The organism is Bradyrhizobium sp. CCGE-LA001 (assembly GCF_000296215.2).
In the GTDB taxonomy this organism is placed as follows: Bacteria; Pseudomonadota; Alphaproteobacteria; order Rhizobiales; family Xanthobacteraceae; genus Bradyrhizobium.
Map to the genome: position 1 here is coordinate 5,068,068 of NZ_CP013949.1, position 16,739 is coordinate 5,084,806.

The window sequence follows — 16,739 nt, forward strand, 5'->3', positions numbered from 1 at the left end:
ACGTTCAGAACTTGACGTTCACTGCGACTTGCGCCGTGCGCGGCATGCCGAGCAGCCACTGTGTCGTGCCGCCCGACGTGGTGTAGATCTCATCGAAAAGATTGTAGACGCGGAACGACACGGTGGTGTTGAAATCGGGCTTCCACTGCACGCCGGCATTGACGATGTTATAGGCCGGACGGGTCATCGTGTTGGCATTGTCCGCATAGGTCTTGCCGACGACCTGCACGCCCGCATGGGCCGACCAGTTCGGCGCGAAGGCCCAGGTCGCCCAGATGTTGGAGACCATCTGTGGTACGTTGACCGGCACGTTGCCAGCATAGTTCACGGCTACGCCGCCGACCGACTGCACGAAGTCGTCGTACTTCGCGCGCAGGAAGGCGGTGTTGGCATCGATACGCCAGCCGTAGTCGAGCAGGAATCCGACCGATGCTTCGACACCGCGCGATGATTGCTGGCCGACCTGGACGGTCAGCGACGGAATGTTGGGATCGCGGGCCAGCAGGTTGTTCTTCACGATCTCGTAGCCGGCCAGAGTCCATTCACCGCGTCCGCCCCAGAACGATTGCTTGACGCCGATTTCGATCTGTCTGCCGGTGGCTAGCTCGAAGCTCTTGTTGGCCGATGACAGTGAGATCAGTCCTCCGACGGGATCGACGGCCGTGGCATATTGGCCATAGAAAGCGAGGTCCTTGACGGGTGTATAGACCGCGCCGGCGCGCCAGGTCGTGGAGGAGAACGACTTCTCGAAGCTGTTGGCGGGCGTGACATAGTCGGTGCGCGTGATCGTCGGCTCATCCTGGCGGATACCGGCAATCAAAGACAGTTGCTCGGTGACCGACAGCCGGTTCTCGGCGAACAGCGCGTATTGGTTGGTCACGCTGCCGTAGCCGGGAACCGTGGGGTTCGGACTGTTGAACACCCCGGGAACGAAGCTGTACGGGTCGACGGATGACGAGCCGCCATAGGGCGAGTTGTTGGTATGGGTGAAATTGATGCTGTTGACGTCAAAGCCCGCCAAGAATTCGTTGGCCATGCCCAGCACATGGCCGCGGAATTTCGCGTCCATGCGATTGCCGACCTGCTGCTGATCGTGAAAGATCTCGATATAGCTGGTTCGGTTGATGAGGCCGGTGGCAGGATTATAGGCGTAGCTTTCGACGTCCTTCCAGTGCCGCTTGGAGTTCAGATAGTACAGTGTATTCTGAAGCGAGATGCCATCGGCGACCTGCCATTCGGTCTTGGCCTGGTTCCAGCTATCCTGGTAGCGGATGTGGCTGTCGCTGACGTTGTAGTTCTTGAAGCGGAGGGATTCATTGAGCATGCCGTTGATCAGCGGCGTGCCGAAGTAGCGCGACGGGTGGCGGTCGCCGTAGTCCGTCGACAGCGTCCAGGTGACGTCCTCGTTCTGCCTGATCTGCACCACGGCATGAAGCGCGACATTCGAAGTGTTGTCACGATCGACCCATCCGTCCGACATGTTGCCGGAAGCGGTGATGCGATAGGCGACGTCCTTGCTGACCGGACCACCGCTGTCCACCGCGATCCGCCGGGTCATGTTGCTGTCCAGCGAAACTTCTGCCTGGTTGCGAGGGACCCACGAAGGTAGTTTCGAAACGATGTTGATGGCGCCGCCGACCGCGCCCGCGCCGTACATCACCGAGGCAGGGCCGCGCAGTACCTCGATGCGCTCTGTCGACCACGTGTCGAACGGAAAAGTCACCGTCCCGGCGCCGATATAGAGCTGGGTGCCGTCGTACAGCGTCATCACGGAGCCAAGGCCCGTGAAGCCGCGGGTGTTGAAGGAGACGCCGCCGTTGCCCGGTGCCGGACTCGCCGTGAAGCCGGTCGCGTTTTGCGTCACCGCGTCCAGGATGTTCTGCTGGCCGCGTTCGGCGATGGTTTCAGCGGAGATCACCTCCACGCTGGCCGGCGTCTGCAGCCGCGTCAAGCCGAGGCGGCTGCCGGCCGTGCTTGCGCCGGTCAGGTTGAGCGTCGGTGCGGCGAACAAGGGGCCTGCCGGGTTGACCGCCGGAGCGCGCGCGTCGGCCGATGCGCTTGGTTGTTGGCGTGAGCGCGCGGCGCGCGTTGCATCGCTGCTGCGGCGGGTGCTGCGAGCGTTCGGAAGCCTTGCCGGCGACTGTACCACCACAGGGTCAAGTGTTTGGCCCGGCCTTTCGGACTGTGCCCAGCCATCGGTCGACAGAACGAGGCAGGAGAATGCAACCGAAAGGAACGACACACGGCGATGCCGTGGCGCGAAAAACGTATGGGAGGTCATAAACAGGACTCGCGATAACGTGGCACGTCACCGCGAACGCAGTTTGGCCTCTGCCTCGAGAGGAAGGCAGCTCCACACCCACCAGGACACCCCGCCCAATGTGCTCGCGTGTGACCACGACTGACGGCAGGTCTCCTGGCTCGCGGGTCGTTGCCTGTCGCCGCCTTCCCAAGCCCGCAGGGCCCAGTGGCGTTTGGCGAAGGCTCGCCGCTTACAGTTGCGGGGGCAGCCACGGCGTTGGGGGAGACCCCCGCACCGTATTCCCTATTGATCTCCCGAAGGAGAACCGTCGCAATCACACTAGTTTTTTTTGCAAAGAACTGTCAACTAGCCGTGCTGCTGACGCGGAAGTCGGCGCGTGATCCAGTCACCGCACCCAACGCCGTTAGTTCTTCTGCCTGGTTGCTGGCGAGTCCGGTCGTAGCTTGTTGCCGACGTCCCTATCTCCTTCGAAATGACGCCTGATTTCCGCCCCAGGGAGAACCCTCGTGATGAGACACCTCGAAACAATCGGGGCAACAACCACACTGCCTCACCACCACTCCCTCACCCCCGCCGTGACAAAAACTCCAGCACGCCGGTCTTGTAGACCTTGTAGCCGACCGCGCGCATGTGATCGCGGTTCGGGAAGTCGAGGACTTGCGCGCCCGGGATGATCGCGCCGAGCGCGCTCCCTGAGCCCACGACGTCGTCGGCGGTGCCGACCGCGATCAGCACCGGCACCTCGATGCGTGCGGCCTGCTGCCTCGTCATGAGGTCGCGCGTGCCGCGCAGGCACGCTGCCAGCGCGCACAGGCGCACGCGCGATCTTGAAGGGGTGGAGGACTGCGAACTGCGCAGTTCTCCTAGTTTAATTTCGGAGCGGCCTGGCTGGTGTAAGATCATGGTTCGAATGCAGAGCCGTCCTATGTCACAAGATTCGTTCGAAGCTCCGATCTGCTGCCCCAAGTGCGAGAAGCCGACCCATCTTCTGCAGCGATTGTGGAGCCCCAAAACTGGCAGCGTCCGAGTACTCAAGTGCTCTTGCGGCGAATTGGTTTGGGACGACCAGCGGAACCAGAAGCCGCCCCCCCCCCCCCGCAACGAGTGAGTTCTTGGAGTTCCACTGTTCTCGCCTGGCTAAGGCCTACGAGGCCGAGCGTGCGATCGAGCTGCAGCGCGTCGTCAGCCTCGAATCCTTGTCGGTTGCATGCCCCGCCTTGAGCAGTGAACCGGCACCCCATCGTTAACTTTGTTAAATGCATGGATTGGCACAGCGTGGCCCTCTTGCCCTCAAGCGAAGGGAGACTCATGTGCAGACCTCAAACAACTGCAGAGATCACTCGATGGAATGCTATCGCCTGTCGCGGGCGACGCAGGAGCAAACGGAAAGCAGGACGCTGAGAGTTGGCGCACAGTTGGCTTCGATTGGCCAATCAGATTGAACGACATGCAAAGTGCACTAAGAGGTGCGATGAGCCTCAAAGAAGCTCACCTTGAACTCTTGACCCCAATCGTATGGCAAAGAAGCCCGACCACGAACGCGAAGCGGAAAACAAGGCCCGAATGGACGAGGCCCGGAAGGTCGTCGCAGATTATATCGACGACCAACGCGAGATAGCCGCCAAGCTAAGACGCAAGCTGGATTGAGCGGCCTCTTACACTCAGCCGAAATACATTGACTTCCGCTTGGGCCATTTGCCGACATCGTTCGGCTGTTCTCGCTGGCTTGAAGGGAGTGAACAGCCTCTTTCCTGGTGTGAACTTCAGGGTGATCGGCCGACAACCTCCTCGCCTCAGACAAACCCCAGCCCCGGCGGAAAATCCAGCACGCCGGTCTTGTAGACCTTGTCACCGACCGCCCGCATGTGATCGCGGCCGGGAATGTCGAGCACTTGCGCACCCGGAATGATCGCGCCGAGCGCGCTCGCAGAGCCCGCGACGTCACGGAGCCGACCGCGATCAGCACCGGTACCTCGCATTGCGGCGAGAGCGCACAATTGTCCGCCTCTGACAGCTCTAGCCGGGCATAGTGCACCGTCACTCAATATCCAGGCATCGGGCTTTCATTGCGCACCAGTCGCGAAGGTTGTTGCGTGACGCGGCTGGACTAGCTTGGTGCGAACTTTGCGCCCTCACCATTGCCGCAGCCCAAGCAAATTGTGCACCGTCACGCAGTTTGCGTATCTCCGCGTCTCACCTAAGGGTGCAGCCCAGCACCGTCACCGTAGTTCCGAAATTTTTCACATCGTCTTTGCGAGCGCGAACAACCGGAAATCTTCGAGCGCCGCGTGCCGATGCGGGGCGACTTCGCGCCGGTAGGTCTCGGTGTCGACGATCGAGCGGAAGGTGGCGAAATCGCCGTATTCGTTGAGCGCCACTTCGTCCCAACGTTCGCTTGGCGAGCCGACGAGGCTCGCCAGGAGCGGGACGGAAAGCACTCGCACGAGCGGCTTCCCGGCCGCGAGACGGCGGAATGCCGGCCGGTAGCGTTCATCAAAGGCTTCGCGGCCCGAGCAGGGCTCAGCATCGAATCCGTCCTCGTAATGCGCTTGCGCGCGGTAGCGTATCAGATTGAGCATATAGATCGGCTGGCCGGATGGAATCGCCCGCTCGGCGGCGTCAAGGGCTTGCAGAGTGATTTCGATGAGGTTCATCGGACTTCCCGGATTTATAGCGCCGCGGAATGCGCGCTGACCGCTCCCAGCTAGACGGTGCGGAACGGCCATTGTAGTGACCCGGCGGCCATGATTATGTGGACTCCATGTCCACAACAGCTTTGCATCCCGATCTCTCGCGTCTCCTCGCCTTCGTCCGCGTCGTCGAGGCGGGTTCCTTCGCAGAAGCCGCGCGGCGCGCGGGAACGACCACCTCGGCGATGTCCAAGGCGGTCGCCCGCTTCGAAAAGGCTCACGGGTTGCGGCTCCTGCATCGCTCCACCCACTCGCTGGCGCTGACCGAAGAGGGCGACAGGCTCATGACGGCGGGTCGCGCGCTGGTGGAAAGCCTCGCCCGCGTCCAATCCGCGCTCGGCGAAGTCGCGCGCGACGATGGCGGACGGGTGCGCGTGACCGCCCCCGCCTCCTTCGCCCGCGCCTGCATCCTGCCGCGACTGCCGGCGTTCCTGCGGGAGCGGCCGGAAATCGAGATCGAGGTCAAATTCCGCAACGAGATCCTCGATCTCGCGGCGGAAGGCGTCGACGTCGCGATCCGCTCGGGGCCGCTCGACCGCGCGCCGGGCCATCAGGCACGGCGGCTTTGCACGTTCTCCTGGATCGCTTGCGCCTCGCCTGGCTATCTGAAGGCGCGCGGCGCGCCCACCACTCCATACGAGCTTGCCGCGCACGACCATGTCGGCTTTCGCAATCCCGCAAGTGGTCAGATCCTGACCTGGCGCTTTGCCGATCCGCGCGGCAAGGGACCCATTCGCGTCACGCCCAAACCCAAGCACATTTGCGACGATGCGCATGCGACGCTCGACTTGGTCGCGAGCGGATTTGGGATCGGCTGGGGGCCAGCGTGGCTCGTCAACGAAGACCTTCGCGCCGGCCGGCTGGTCGAGGTTCTGGGATCCTGGCGCGTCCCCGGGGAACCCCTATGGATGGTGCGCACCTCGGGCCGCCGCCCGCCCCTGCGCACGCAGCGCGTGATGTCATTCCTCAACACGCTTCCCGCAGCGTTCAGCGACAAGGCAGCGTAGGCGAAGAATCCCTCATGGCGCTTTGCCGACTCACCCGCGGCGGGAGAGGAAATCCAGCACGCCGGTCTTGTAGACCTTGTCGCCGACCGCGCGCATGTGATCGCGGTTCGGGATGTCGAGCACTTGCGCAAAGCGTTCTCTGAGCCCGGAGTCCGATAACAGCCCTACAGGACAGCGGTGACCGTCGGGCGGCTCGCTTGAACGCCTGCTTTTGACATGCAGCGGACGATGTGACGGGTCTGCTGCAACAACCACCCCCGAATGTTGCGACTCGGCAACACGCCACAAATATCGCAGCCCCCCGATCTGAGGCACTCTGTCGCAGGTGGCGAATTCATGTCACAACCCAACCGTGCTGGTGTTGCGCGGGGGAGGTTGGAATGCGTCGTTTCGCAGGTGCAGGCGCTGGACTGTTCGCTATTGTGACCACCATAGGCGCAGCATCTGCTGCCGACCTCGCTGCAAGGCCTTATACGAAGGCCCCGCCGCCGATCGCCGCAATATACGACTGGAGCGGCTTCTACATCGGCATCAACGGCGGTGGCGGCTGGAGCCGGAATTGCTGGGACATCGTGACGAACATCTTCGGTGCGCCGGTGGTCCCTCCTGTGTCCGAGGGATGCCATACTGCGAGCGGAGCCGCGGTCGGCGGACAATTCGGCTATCGTTGGCAGAGCGGCGCATGGGTTTTCGGCCTTGAAGGGCAAGGCGATTGGGCCAACCTCAGCGGCTCCAATGGTCCCAGCCTGCTCGCAGGTGGCGGCGGCTCCGACCGCACCAAGATCGATGCTTTCGGCTTGGTGACTGGCCAGGTCGGTTATGCCTGGAACAGCGTTTTATTCTACGTGAAGGGCGGCGGCATCGTCGCGAGCGACAAGTACGAGGGCTTCCTCACCGCGACTGGCTTTGTTTTCGACAAAGCGAGCGAGACCCGCTGGGGTGGCGCGGTCGGCGCCGGTCTCGATTTCGGCGTAGCACCAAACGTCGTCGTCGGCGTGGACTATGTCCATGGCTTCATGGGGTCGCGCAACAATAGCTTCTATTTCACCGGCCCTCTCGGCGCGTTTTCTCGCACTGATCGCATCAGCCAGGACATCGACATCGTCACCGCGCGCGTCAGCTACCGGTTTGGCGGGCCAGTTACCCCGACCTACTGATCCAAAGGCGCGCGCGAGCACAGGTACGCCGAGGAAAATTCGGATGCAGTTTCATGCCAGATTGCTGCTTGAAACACCTATGTCGGTATCGGCCTCTCAAATCGTATCCGAGGTGGGCCGCCTCGCCCCCGAAGCGAGGCTTAGCGACTGGGTGGGCTCACCTTTGGGCGCTGACGCTGCCCCTGAGATGCTAAGCATCAACGATCATCCGATATCCGTAATGGCCATTCCGGCCCCGGCAGAATTGAGTGTCGTCGAGCAAGGCCACTATGCGAATCATATCTGGCCCACTGTCGAAGTCGATGCTGCCAAGCACACCGCTCATATCGTCATAACCGCCGCTCAGAAGAAAGAACTCGAAGACCGTCAGCAAGTCCTTGCGCAAGCGCGTGCAGTCACCTTGGCTGCCGCAGCCATTGCCCGAATTGTCCCATTCATCGGCATCCAATGGGTGGATGGGACAAACTCGATGGATGCAAAAGACTTCATCAGGTCAACGGAGAAAATCGGTCGGCCCGATGCGAATGTAGTGCCCTTCTGGGTACGGGTAATGCTTTTTCCAGAGATCTCGAAGGACGGTCAAACGAGCATCATTGGAGGAACGCTCGGTTTGCACTTCTTTGGCCTAACGGACCTCGAGTACCCCGCGTCGAGCTTGGATCCCAAGTTCATAATGCAGCACGCCTACTCAACTGCGGAATACTTACTTCGCTCCGGCAAGATGCTCCAGGACGGCGAGACGATTGGCGTCGAAGGCCACCCCCCCGGATTCAAAGTGACATATGCCGAGGATGGCATCTTCGTTCCTTACCCCGTAGCGCGCCTCAACATCCTGACTGAAAAGAAAAAATGGTGGAAGTGGTGAACCTGAGTCGATCTGGCGATCGGACTTGAGACTCTCAGCAGTGCGCCTTGATCCTCAGTTGAAGCTCCACGAATAGGTGCCATGTGATGTAATGCGGATGAAGAGGATACTCAGGCCGATATTCCTACTTACCTGCTTAGTGGGAAACGTCTTCATTGGGGCGCAGCATCTAAGAGATGTGTCTACCAAATTCGGCTTTGGAGCGGCTGTCGGCATCGGGCTCATGGCGCTAGGATTGGTTGTGGTTCTTGGCGCAATAACGATAAAGCAGATCTTACGGCGGCGCGACACACACGGCAATTTTGGGGGAACAATCCGTTAGATGCGGAGAGTGCTGCCAGTTGTTAAGAGGATAGCCACATTCATCGTAGTTCTGCCTTTGATGGCGTTCATGATGTGGCTGGGGCTCGCCCAATTATGTCGCGTATTCACGACAGGAGAATTGTACTCGCGGGGATACGGTCCTAGTCGCGTCGGCTGGTCGAGACTCGTTAGCTTTGAGAGCGACCCAATCTCCTTTGTGACGGCCCTCGTCACGGCTGTGCTCCTAACTGTTTTAGGATTGTTCGTTTTCGGACAGCTGTTCTCCAATATACGACGCTGGTGGAGCGCCGAGTAGCGTGCGAGTTTATTGGCTCCGTCTGGCGACGCGATACTGCATCACTTATCGCCTGGGCAAGACTGCCAGCATCAGCAGCCCACCGAAAACCATGGTAAAAAGAGACACTCGACGACAATGGTCCAGCGCCGATATTTTTTGCCGCGCTCATTGTAAGCCGTCGGGTCTCGCAAAAAGGCAGGTCGTCGCCCCTCTAATCGCCAATCTGAATAGCCTTTGAACTGGGCCAATCCCGGCGCCAAGTTTTGACGCATTTGCCACTTCAGTAGGACCCCTCCAAGGCCAAGGCTCCATATGCCAATCACCCAGACTGGAAAGATCGCATTTGAAATCGATGACATCGGTTAGCTGTCCTCGGTGCTGGCCCTTTGATTTTGGTTATTAGAAAAATGCAGCAATGTATCGTAATGGGCCCTCTGCGGACGCCCACTGGGCAACAACCTCTCGGCTCAGACAATATCGCCTCAGCCGCGGCGTGAGAGAAAATCGAGCACGCCGGTCTTGTAGACCTTGTCGCCGACCGCGCGCATGTGATCGCGGTTCGGGATGTCGAGCACTTGCGCGCCCGGGATGATCGCGCCGAGTGCGCTCGCAGAGCCTGCGACGTCGTCGGCGGTGCCGACCGCGATCAGCACCGGGACCTCGATGCGAGCGGCCTGCTGCCTCGTCATGAGATCTCGCGTGCCGCGGAGGCAAGCGGCGAGCGCGCGATGGTCGGAGCGGGTCTGGTCCGCGAAGGCGCGAAAGGTGCGGCCCATGGGATCGGTGACGTCGTCGAGCGATGGCGCCTCCAGCGCCTTGGCGACGTTCTCGCCGGGGCCGGTGCCTTCGATCAGCCCGCCGATGCCGATGCCGCCGAGGATCGCCGAGCGCAGGCGATGCGGCTCGTTGAGCGCGAGCCACGCGGTCATCCGCCCGCCCATCGAATAGCCCATGATGTCGGCCTGCGGAATCGCGAGATGATCCATCAGCGCGAGCACATCGCCAGCCATGAGGGGAATCGAATATTGCGCGGGCTCGTAGAGCTTGGCGCTCTCGCCATGGCCGCGATTGTCGAGCGCGATGACGCGGCGGCCGTTCTTGCGCAGCTCCGAGACCCAGGTCGGATAGACCCAGTTCACGTTCTTGCTGGAGGCAAAGCCGTGCACGAGGATGACCGGCTCGCCCTCGCCTTCGTCGAGATAGGCAATTTCAACGGCGCCGTTGTGGAAGCTCGGCATCATCAGTTCCGGGAGGTCTCGAGGGGGACAAGCCGATCTTAGAGCATGATCCGGAAAGTTGTGCAGCCGTTTTTGCGCGCGGCAAACGCGGAACGCGTTTGCGTGGAGATCATGTGCTCAAACAATAGCCTGGAGCGCGACCACGAATGACCGCAATCTGGTCGCGTTTAGGCCCGAAGGCCTGCCGTCGCCAGAGCGGCCTCCGCGGCCATCTGCGCCCGGCGGAGCCGCTTCGCGCGCCTGCGATCGCACCACGCCTGGGTGAGACGCTCGGTGGTGGCCTTGATCGAGGACAACAGGCCGAACAGCGTCAGCGCTGCGCCGAACAGCCAGAGCGCCAGATCGAACATGCCGCCGACGAGCAGCAATGCACCGCGGCCCAGCAGCTTCATGATGGCGCGAGTCTTGCCGCCCTGGGCTTCCGCGAGCCGCGCCGCGCGCGCGACATCCTTCGGTCCTTCGGCGATGCGCAACGTGTCCATCGCCCCGCGCGTGCCGGTCTTGCCGGCAACACGCGTCACGTCCTTGCCGAGCCGAACCAGCGCGCCCGCCTTCTCGGCACGGAACGCAGCCTTGATCGCGCGCACGGTCTCGCCCGGGCGCAGCACCGAACCCTTGGCGACCGCATTCTGGAGCATCGGCGTGTCGACGACCTCGCGCGCGGACCGGCCGGCCCATGCGGCAAGCCCCTCGCCGAGCCGCCCCACCTTGCGCGCGTCCTTGACCAGCGTCAGCCCGGCGCGCACCGGCGCGGCGCCGCCGACGGAAACATAGGTTGCCGCGGTCACCGCAAGGCCCGCCGCCGCAAGTCCGAGCACGAGGCGGTCGGTGTCCTCGCCCATGGCGAGGTGCTTGCCCTCGCGGACGATGTCCCTGATGTCGCCGAACACGAAGAGATCGCCGGCCACCGTTCCCGACAGGCTCGCGACGTCCTCGGCATTGCCGGTGACGAGGCCGGTGGCAAATCGCTTGGCGAATTGCGAGGTGGAATTCTCCGCCTTGACCGCATCGTTGACCCGGCTGAGGAGATCGTCCGGCAGCGCGATGTTGCGGTCACGCGCGAGCGCGACGAAACTGTCGGCGAGGTCGGCGTCACCAGCCGCAAGCGCCGCCTCGATATTGTCCTGAACCAGGCGCTCGTTCTGCCGCAGCAGCACGTCGAGCTTGAGCTCGGAGAGCACGGCCGGATCGTCCTGGGCGGCGAGGATCGCGCCGGCCTCGCGGGCATAGGGTGCTACCTGCGCGAGCATGAAGCTGCATGCCGCGATACCGGCCAACGGTGTGCTGATTCGCAGCCATTTCATGCGGAAAACCTGGAAGGTCCTGAAATCGTTGACGCCTGACGATTCGTCTCTGGCCGCAACTACGTTCGTCCCACAGACATAGTACGCCAAAATTGCGACACAACGTCCCCGACGAAAGAAGGGCTTCTCTCAGGCCGCAAGATTGTGTCGAATTTGTATGAGCAAATGAGCATGGGGCGTTGCGGAGCTTTCGGTTCCGCTGGACTAGCAATCATCTATACCCGCCAGTATGGTCCGCGGCGCCATAATGATGCCGCGTCAGTTTTGATTGTATCTGCCGCCATTGCCACTCCAGGATGATTACGATGTCCGACCATGTCGTCCCGCACTTCCACAACGATGCCGGTGTTCCCGTCATCGAGATCGGCTCGCAAGAGTTCATGTGCGTGGGCGCCAACCCTCCGTTCGATCATCCGCACGTCTTCCTCGACCTCGGCAACGACAACGAGATCATCTGCCCCTATTGCTCGACGCTGTACCGCTTCGCGGCCGACCTGAAGCCGGGCGAAGCCCGCCCGCCGGAATGCGTGCTGAAGGACAAGGTGGCCTGACCGCCCGTATCGGTCAGGGGTGGCGCTCTCCCGAACGATTGTCATCGCCGGTGCTGGCATCGGTGGACTGACGGCCGCGCTTGCGCTCGCGGCCCGCGGCTTCCGCATCGTCGTGCTGGAAAAGGCCGAGCGGCTCGAGGAAGTCGGCGCCGGCCTGCAACTCTCCCCCAATGCCAGCCGCGTGCTGGTGGAGCTCGGCCTCGCCGAGCGGCTCAACGAGCGCGCCGTGACGCCGGAGGCGGTCTCGATCATGAGCGCCCGGGCCGGCGGCGAGTTGCTGCGCATGCCGCTCGGTGAAGCCGCCTCGGCGCGCGCCGGCGCGCCCTATTGGGTGGTGCACCGCGCCGACCTGCAATCCGCGCTCGCCGGCGCCGTTTCCGACCATCCTGACATCGATCTGAAGCTGGGCGCGACCTTCGAGGACGTGGCGCCGCACGCCAAGGGGCTGACGGTGGTCCATCGCAGCGGCACGATCCGCCGCAGCGATCTGGCGAGCGCGTTGATCGGCGCCGACGGGATCTGGTCGACGGTCCGCCAGCATCTGTTTCCCGAGGTGCAGCCGCGCTTCTCGGGCCTGATCGCGTGGCGCGGCACGCTCGATGCCACGCAATTGCCGAAGGATTACACCGCGCGCCGGGTGCAGCTCTGGATGGGCCGCAACGCCCATCTCGTGGCCTATCCGATCGCGGGCGGACGCCAGATCAACGTGGTCGCCGTGCTGCCGGGCACCTGGAACAGGCCGGGCTGGAGCACGCCCGGCGATCGGCGGGAGGTGATGGAGGCCTTTGCCGCGCCCCATTGGCCGGCCTCGGCGCGGATGATGCTCGCCACGGTCGACAGCTGGCGGAAATGGGCGCTGTTCGGCGTTCCCGACGGCTGTCGCTGGAGCAACGGGCCGATCGGGCTGCTCGGCGATGCCGTGCATGCGATGCTGCCGTTCGCGGCGCAAGGCGCCGGCATGGCGATCGAGGATGCCGCCGTGCTCGCCCGGCATTTGAGCGTCAGGACCGCCGAAAGCACTGCGGACATCACGGCCGCGTTGACACAATACGGCCGGGCACGCCAGGCGCGCGTGCGGCGGGTGCAGCGGACGGCGCGGCAGCAGGGCCGCATCTACCATTTCAAAGGGCCGCTCGCGCTCGCGCGCGACCTTGTGATCCGCGCCCTTGGCCCGGACCGCATGCTGGCGCGGCAGGACTGGATCTACAATTGGCGGCCGTGACGCGTGCTCAGGTGCGGCGGCTCAGCGCACGGCGCTGCCGGATCTCGGGGCGGGCTTGATCGCCGGCGGCTGCGGAGCTGACGCCGTCGGCGCGGCATTCGGCGGCGTTTCCCGACACCTATTGCGGCGCCAGGCATCCTCGACGAGTTGCGACTGGCCCCGCACCGCAACGTATTCGTTGCGATAGGCGAGCTCGGATACGACGGCGCCGCCGACGCCGGTCTCCGCCTTATCCATCAGCCGCTGCAGATCGGCCGTGCGGGCGGCGAGCGCCTTGCGCTCCGCCTCGAGCTGCTTGCAGTCGTACAGTTCGTATTTGCCGGGATCGGCAAAAGCCGGCGCGACCGTCTCGCTCATGCCGGCGCAGCCGGACAGCGCAAGGCCAGCCGCAAGCAGCGCCGGCAGCGCGACGGAGCCGCGCAGGAAACATGAAAACGAAGCAGCCATGCCGGATGAATAGTCCCCGTAAATTGAGAATGCCTAAAGCAACAACAGATGTCCGGATTGAGGCTTCCGTGGCGGGACCGGTCGGCTGACGCGGGAATCGCAACGACCGGCCGATCAAGCAGGCCGATCCAGTGCTCAAAGCGTGTGCGAAAACAACTGTATTCTCTTTGCCTTAGACTATTTGCGCCGTATAGATGGGCCGATGCGGGCGTGGCGGAACTGGTAGACGCATCGGACTTAAGCCATTGAGTGCCCTGGGGGAAACCCTGGGAGCAGAACTGCTCAAAGTCGGGGAAACCTTCGCTGGCAATCCCGAGCCAAGCCTCCGTCAGGGGGAAGGTGTAGAGACTAGACGGGCAGCACCTACAGCGGACAAACGCCAGGGTGAAGGGATAGTCCAGACCACGAACGCCGGGTGGGCGGCGGCGAAAGCCGAAGTGGTAAGAAAATCCGTGGGGCCGCAAGGCCTGTGCCGGTTCGAGTCCGGCCGCCCGCACCAAGTCCCGGAATCGCTGGCGCCGGCGGCACGGGGACATTCCGAGCCCGACAAGCGCAGCAGACGATAGTACGTGATGGATACTTCAATATCACAGGATCAGATTCCGCGACGCGCTCTGCCGAAGCATCTCAGGAGCCTGGAGGCGGAATCCATCGAGATCATGCGGGAGGTGATTGCCGAATTCAGATCACCCGTGATGCTGTATTCGATCGGCAAAGACTCCAGCGTGATGCTGCACCTCGCCATCAAGGCATTCCATCCGGCGAGGCCGCCTTTTCCCCTTCTTCATGTCGATACGACATGGAAATTTCGGGAGATGATTGCGTTTCGGGACGAAACCGCGCGTCGGCTCGGGCTCGATATGATCATCTATGCCAACCAGGACGGATTGGCGCGTGGCATCAGCCCCATCGCCTCCGGATCTTCCGCGCATACCCAGATCATGAAGACGGAGGCGCTCAAGCAGGCGCTGGATCTCCATGGCTTCGACGCGGCATTCGGCGGAGCGCGGAGAGACGAGGAGAAGAGCCGAGCCAAGGAGCGCATCTTCTCGTTCCGCTCGCAGGGGCATGTCTGGGATCCGCGCAATCAGCGTCCCGAACTGTGGAACCTGTTCAACACGCGGATTCGGCCGGGCGAAACCATCCGCGTCTTTCCGCTGTCGAATTGGACCGAACTGGACATCTGGCACTACATCATGCTGGAGAGAATTCCCGTGGTGCCGCTCTACCTCGCCAAGGAACGTCCCGTGGTGCGGCGCGACGGAGCCTGGATCATGGTGGACGACGACCGTCTGCCGCTCGCGCCCGGCGAGCAGCCGGAGATGCGACGTGTGCGATTTCGAACCCTGGGATGCTATCCGTTGACGGGGGCCATCGAATCCGACGCCACCACCCTCGAAGATGTTCTGTCGGAGATGCGATCGACGCGTCTGTCGGAACGTCAGGGCCGCCTCATCGACAGTGACGAGACCGCCTCGATGGAAAAGAAGAAGCGAGAAGGTTACTTTTGATGGACGGCGTCGACGTTGCCGGGGAGCGCGCGAGCAAGGACCTTCTCAGATTCCTGACGTGCGGATCAGTCGACGACGGCAAGTCCACGCTGATCGGGCGTCTTCTTCACGATTCCAAGCAGATCTTCCAGGATCAGTTGTCTGCGCTCGCCAAGGATTCGGCACGCTATGGCACGACGGGCGGTGACATCGATCTGGCCCTTCTCGTCGACGGCCTCGAAGCCGAGCGCGAACAGGGAATCACGATCGACGTTGCCTATCGCTTCTTCGGAACGCCGAAGCGATCCTTCATCGTCGCGGATACGCCCGGGCACGAGCAGTATACGAGGAACATGGCGACCGGAGCATCAAACTCCGACCTCGCCGTCCTGCTCGTCGATGCCCGGAAAGGCGTTCTGGTCCAGACACGTCGGCACTCGCTGATTTGCTCACTCCTGGGTCTTCGCCACGTCGTCCTCGCCGTGAACAAGATCGACCTGGTCTCGTATCAGGCGAGCGTTTTCGAGCGGATCGTCTCGGACTATCGCGTCTTCGCATCCAAGCTGGGCTTCTCGTCGATCGAAGCGATACCGATCTCCGCCCGCGACGGCGACAACGTCACGAGTCGGTCACGCAAGACGCCCTGGTATGATGGCCCGACACTGCTGGAATATCTCGAGACCGTCGACGTCGCGCATGGAACTGCCGACAAGCCGTTCCGGTTTCCGGTGCAATGGGTCAATCGTCCGGGACCCGATTTCAGGGGTTTTGCCGGTACGGTCGCCTCCGGCACGATACATCCCGGAGACCCCATCATCGCGGCCGGCTCCGGCCAGACGTCGAGCGTGAAAGAGCTCATCACCTATGAAGGCCCGCAGGCGTCGGCCGGCGCAGGCGACGCCGTCACGCTGGTCCTGGCGGATGAGATCGATATCGCGCGCGGCGATCTCCTGGTCAGCCCGGCGTCGCGTCCCGAAGTCTCGGATCAATTTGCTGCGCATATCATCTGGATGAGCGATCAACCGCTCATCCCGGGCCGTTCGTATCTGGCCCGTATCGGGACCAAGACCACGCCGGTCTCCGTCACCGGGATCAAATACAAGATCGACGTCAATACGCGCGAGCATCTCGCGGCCCCTACCCTGGGTCTGAACGACATCGGCTTCTGCAACTTGTCGACCGGCGCGCCGGTTGCGTTCGATCCATACGAAGAGAACCGCAAGACCGGCTCGTTCATCATGATCGATCGGCTGACCAATGATACGCTCGGCGCCGGCATGATCGCCTTCGGCCTGCGACGCGGCACCAACATCCCCTGGCAGGCGACGCTGATCGGCAAGGCCGAGCGTGCCGCACACAAGCAACAGAAGCCGGCCATCATCTGGTTCACCGGCCTGTCAGGGGCGGGAAAATCGACCATCGCCAACATCGTTGAGCGGCGGCTTCATGCCGCCGGTCATCACACGATGATGCTCGACGGCGACAATGTGAGGCACGGGCTCAACCGTGACCTCGGCTTCACCGAGGCGGACCGGGTCGAAAACATCCGGCGCGCCGGCGAAGTGGCAAAGCTGCTGGTGGATGCCGGCCTGATCGTCTTGTGCTCCTTCATTTCGCCATACCGGGCAGAGCGCGAAATGATACGCCGACTGGTCGCTGATGGGGAATTCATCGAGGTCTTCGTCGACACGCCGATCGAGGAATGCGCCAGGCGCGATCCCAAAGGGCTCTACGCAAAGGCGAAAGCCGGCACGATCAAGAATTTCACCGGCTTCGATGCGCCATACGAAGCCCCCGAACGTCCCGAGATACACTTGCATACGATCGGCCAGCAGCCAGAACAACTGGCCCATCATCTGATTGCAAAGCTGACCGAACTTGGACTGATACGATAGAAGGCTCGA

Annotated in this window: 13 protein-coding genes, 3 pseudogenes and 1 riboswitch; of the genes and pseudogenes, 8 read left to right on the forward strand and 8 right to left on the reverse strand. The window is 62.5% G+C overall.

The window, feature by feature from the left end:
* Positions 1-4: 4 nt before the first annotated feature.
* Both BCCGELA001_RS23700 and BCCGELA001_RS23705 read right to left on the reverse strand, forming a co-directional pair.
* On the reverse strand, positions 5-2,011 hold the full coding sequence (locus tag BCCGELA001_RS23700) for a TonB-dependent receptor (RefSeq protein WP_335339423.1): 2,007 nt from the start codon (positions 2,009-2,011) through the stop codon (positions 5-7).
* 378 nt (positions 2,012-2,389) lie between these two features.
* Positions 2,390-2,587, reverse strand: a riboswitch (cobalamin riboswitch).
* 240 nt (positions 2,588-2,827) lie between these two features.
* Positions 2,828-3,070, reverse strand: a pseudogene (locus tag BCCGELA001_RS23705) (alpha/beta fold hydrolase); the annotation flags it as partial.
* A 708-nt stretch (positions 3,071-3,778) separates the two neighbouring features.
* On the opposite strand from BCCGELA001_RS23705, the gene BCCGELA001_RS39320 reads away from it, so the two are divergent.
* Positions 3,779-3,910, forward strand: coding sequence for a hypothetical protein (locus BCCGELA001_RS39320; RefSeq protein WP_257721912.1), 132 nt, complete (start codon positions 3,779-3,781; stop codon positions 3,908-3,910).
* Between the two features lie 146 nt (positions 3,911-4,056).
* On the opposite strand, the pseudogene BCCGELA001_RS23710 reads toward BCCGELA001_RS39320, so the two are convergent.
* Positions 4,057-4,238: pseudogene (locus BCCGELA001_RS23710) on the reverse strand (hypothetical protein); the annotation flags it as partial.
* A gap of 265 nt (positions 4,239-4,503) precedes the next feature.
* The gene (locus BCCGELA001_RS23715; RefSeq protein WP_008562778.1) at positions 4,504-4,917 is read right to left on the reverse strand and encodes a hypothetical protein; all 414 of its coding nucleotides are present in this window, start codon (positions 4,915-4,917) and stop codon (positions 4,504-4,506) included.
* 107 nt (positions 4,918-5,024) lie between these two features.
* On the opposite strand from BCCGELA001_RS23715, the gene BCCGELA001_RS23720 reads away from it, so the two are divergent.
* Entirely contained in the window at positions 5,025-5,960 is a 936-nt protein-coding gene (locus BCCGELA001_RS23720) for a LysR family transcriptional regulator (protein WP_060736444.1), read from the forward strand.
* A 30-nt stretch (positions 5,961-5,990) separates the two neighbouring features.
* Here BCCGELA001_RS23720 and BCCGELA001_RS37315 read toward each other — a convergent pair.
* Positions 5,991-6,089 (reverse strand): annotated as a pseudogene (locus BCCGELA001_RS37315) (alpha/beta fold hydrolase); the annotation flags it as partial.
* Positions 6,090-6,340: 251 nt separating this feature from the next.
* Between BCCGELA001_RS37315 and BCCGELA001_RS23725 the strand changes: the two are divergent.
* A complete protein-coding gene (locus BCCGELA001_RS23725; protein ID WP_060736445.1) occupies positions 6,341-7,117 on the forward strand; it encodes an outer membrane protein in 777 nt (258 codons plus the stop codon).
* Between the two features lie 43 nt (positions 7,118-7,160).
* Positions 7,161-7,982: a DUF4261 domain-containing protein gene (locus BCCGELA001_RS23730; protein ID WP_060736446.1), complete on the forward strand. Its 822-nt coding sequence runs from the start codon at positions 7,161-7,163 to the stop codon at positions 7,980-7,982.
* Positions 7,983-9,065: 1,083 nt separating this feature from the next.
* On the opposite strand, the gene BCCGELA001_RS23745 is transcribed toward BCCGELA001_RS23730, so the two are convergent.
* A complete protein-coding gene (locus BCCGELA001_RS23745) occupies positions 9,066-9,821 on the reverse strand; it encodes an alpha/beta fold hydrolase (RefSeq protein ID WP_060737799.1) in 756 nt (251 codons plus the stop codon).
* Positions 9,822-9,988: 167 nt separating this feature from the next.
* On the reverse strand, positions 9,989-11,125 hold the full coding sequence (locus BCCGELA001_RS23750; RefSeq protein ID WP_008562813.1) for a hypothetical protein: 1,137 nt from the start codon (positions 11,123-11,125) through the stop codon (positions 9,989-9,991).
* A gap of 305 nt (positions 11,126-11,430) precedes the next feature.
* On the opposite strand from BCCGELA001_RS23750, the gene BCCGELA001_RS23755 reads away from it, so the two are divergent.
* Both BCCGELA001_RS23755 and BCCGELA001_RS23760 read left to right on the forward strand, forming a co-directional pair.
* A complete protein-coding gene (locus BCCGELA001_RS23755) occupies positions 11,431-11,676 on the forward strand; it encodes a zinc-finger domain-containing protein (protein WP_008562814.1) in 246 nt (81 codons plus the stop codon).
* Between the two features lie 19 nt (positions 11,677-11,695).
* Entirely contained in the window at positions 11,696-12,898 is a 1,203-nt protein-coding gene (locus tag BCCGELA001_RS23760) for an FAD-dependent monooxygenase (protein ID WP_060736448.1), read from the forward strand.
* 21 nt (positions 12,899-12,919) lie between these two features.
* Here BCCGELA001_RS23760 and BCCGELA001_RS23765 read toward each other — a convergent pair whose 3' ends face one another.
* Positions 12,920-13,345 carry a hypothetical protein gene (locus BCCGELA001_RS23765; protein WP_008566322.1) on the reverse strand — a complete coding sequence of 142 codons (426 nt, stop codon included), beginning with the start codon at positions 13,343-13,345 and terminating at the stop codon, positions 12,920-12,922.
* Between the two features lie 572 nt (positions 13,346-13,917).
* On the opposite strand from BCCGELA001_RS23765, the gene cysD reads away from it, so the two are divergent.
* Positions 13,918-14,856 (forward strand): sulfate adenylyltransferase subunit CysD, encoded by a 939-nt coding sequence (gene cysD, locus BCCGELA001_RS23770; RefSeq protein ID WP_008562828.1) that lies wholly within the window; start codon positions 13,918-13,920, stop codon positions 14,854-14,856.
* The gene (cysN, locus tag BCCGELA001_RS23775) at positions 14,856-16,730 is read left to right on the forward strand and encodes a sulfate adenylyltransferase subunit CysN (RefSeq protein ID WP_008562830.1); all 1,875 of its coding nucleotides are present in this window, start codon (positions 14,856-14,858) and stop codon (positions 16,728-16,730) included. The genes cysD and cysN overlap by 1 nt, the downstream gene beginning before the upstream one ends.
* The last annotated feature ends 9 nt before the right edge of the window (positions 16,731-16,739 follow it).

Excerpts from the sequence above, each read along its gene's own strand:
- BCCGELA001_RS23745 (WP_060737799.1), bottom strand. The coding sequence starts at position 9,821 with ATGCCGAGCTTCCACAACGGCGCCGTTGAAATTGCCTATCTCGACGAA.
- BCCGELA001_RS23755 (WP_008562814.1), top strand. The coding sequence starts at position 11,431 with ATGTCCGACCATGTCGTCCCGCACTTCCACAACGATGCCGGTGTTCCC.
- cysD (WP_008562828.1), top strand. The coding sequence starts at position 13,918 with ATGGATACTTCAATATCACAGGATCAGATTCCGCGACGCGCTCTGCCG.
- BCCGELA001_RS23725 (WP_060736445.1), top strand. The coding sequence starts at position 6,341 with ATGCGTCGTTTCGCAGGTGCAGGCGCTGGACTGTTCGCTATTGTGACC.
- BCCGELA001_RS23715 (WP_008562778.1), bottom strand. The coding sequence starts at position 4,917 with ATGAACCTCATCGAAATCACTCTGCAAGCCCTTGACGCCGCCGAGCGG.
- cysN (WP_008562830.1), top strand. The coding sequence starts at position 14,856 with ATGGACGGCGTCGACGTTGCCGGGGAGCGCGCGAGCAAGGACCTTCTC.
- BCCGELA001_RS23765 (WP_008566322.1), bottom strand. The coding sequence starts at position 13,345 with ATGGCTGCTTCGTTTTCATGTTTCCTGCGCGGCTCCGTCGCGCTGCCG.
- BCCGELA001_RS23750 (WP_008562813.1), bottom strand. The coding sequence starts at position 11,125 with ATGAAATGGCTGCGAATCAGCACACCGTTGGCCGGTATCGCGGCATGC.
- BCCGELA001_RS23720 (WP_060736444.1), top strand. The coding sequence starts at position 5,025 with ATGTCCACAACAGCTTTGCATCCCGATCTCTCGCGTCTCCTCGCCTTC.
- BCCGELA001_RS23730 (WP_060736446.1), top strand. The coding sequence starts at position 7,161 with ATGCAGTTTCATGCCAGATTGCTGCTTGAAACACCTATGTCGGTATCG.
- BCCGELA001_RS39320 (WP_257721912.1), top strand. The coding sequence starts at position 3,779 with ATGGCAAAGAAGCCCGACCACGAACGCGAAGCGGAAAACAAGGCCCGA.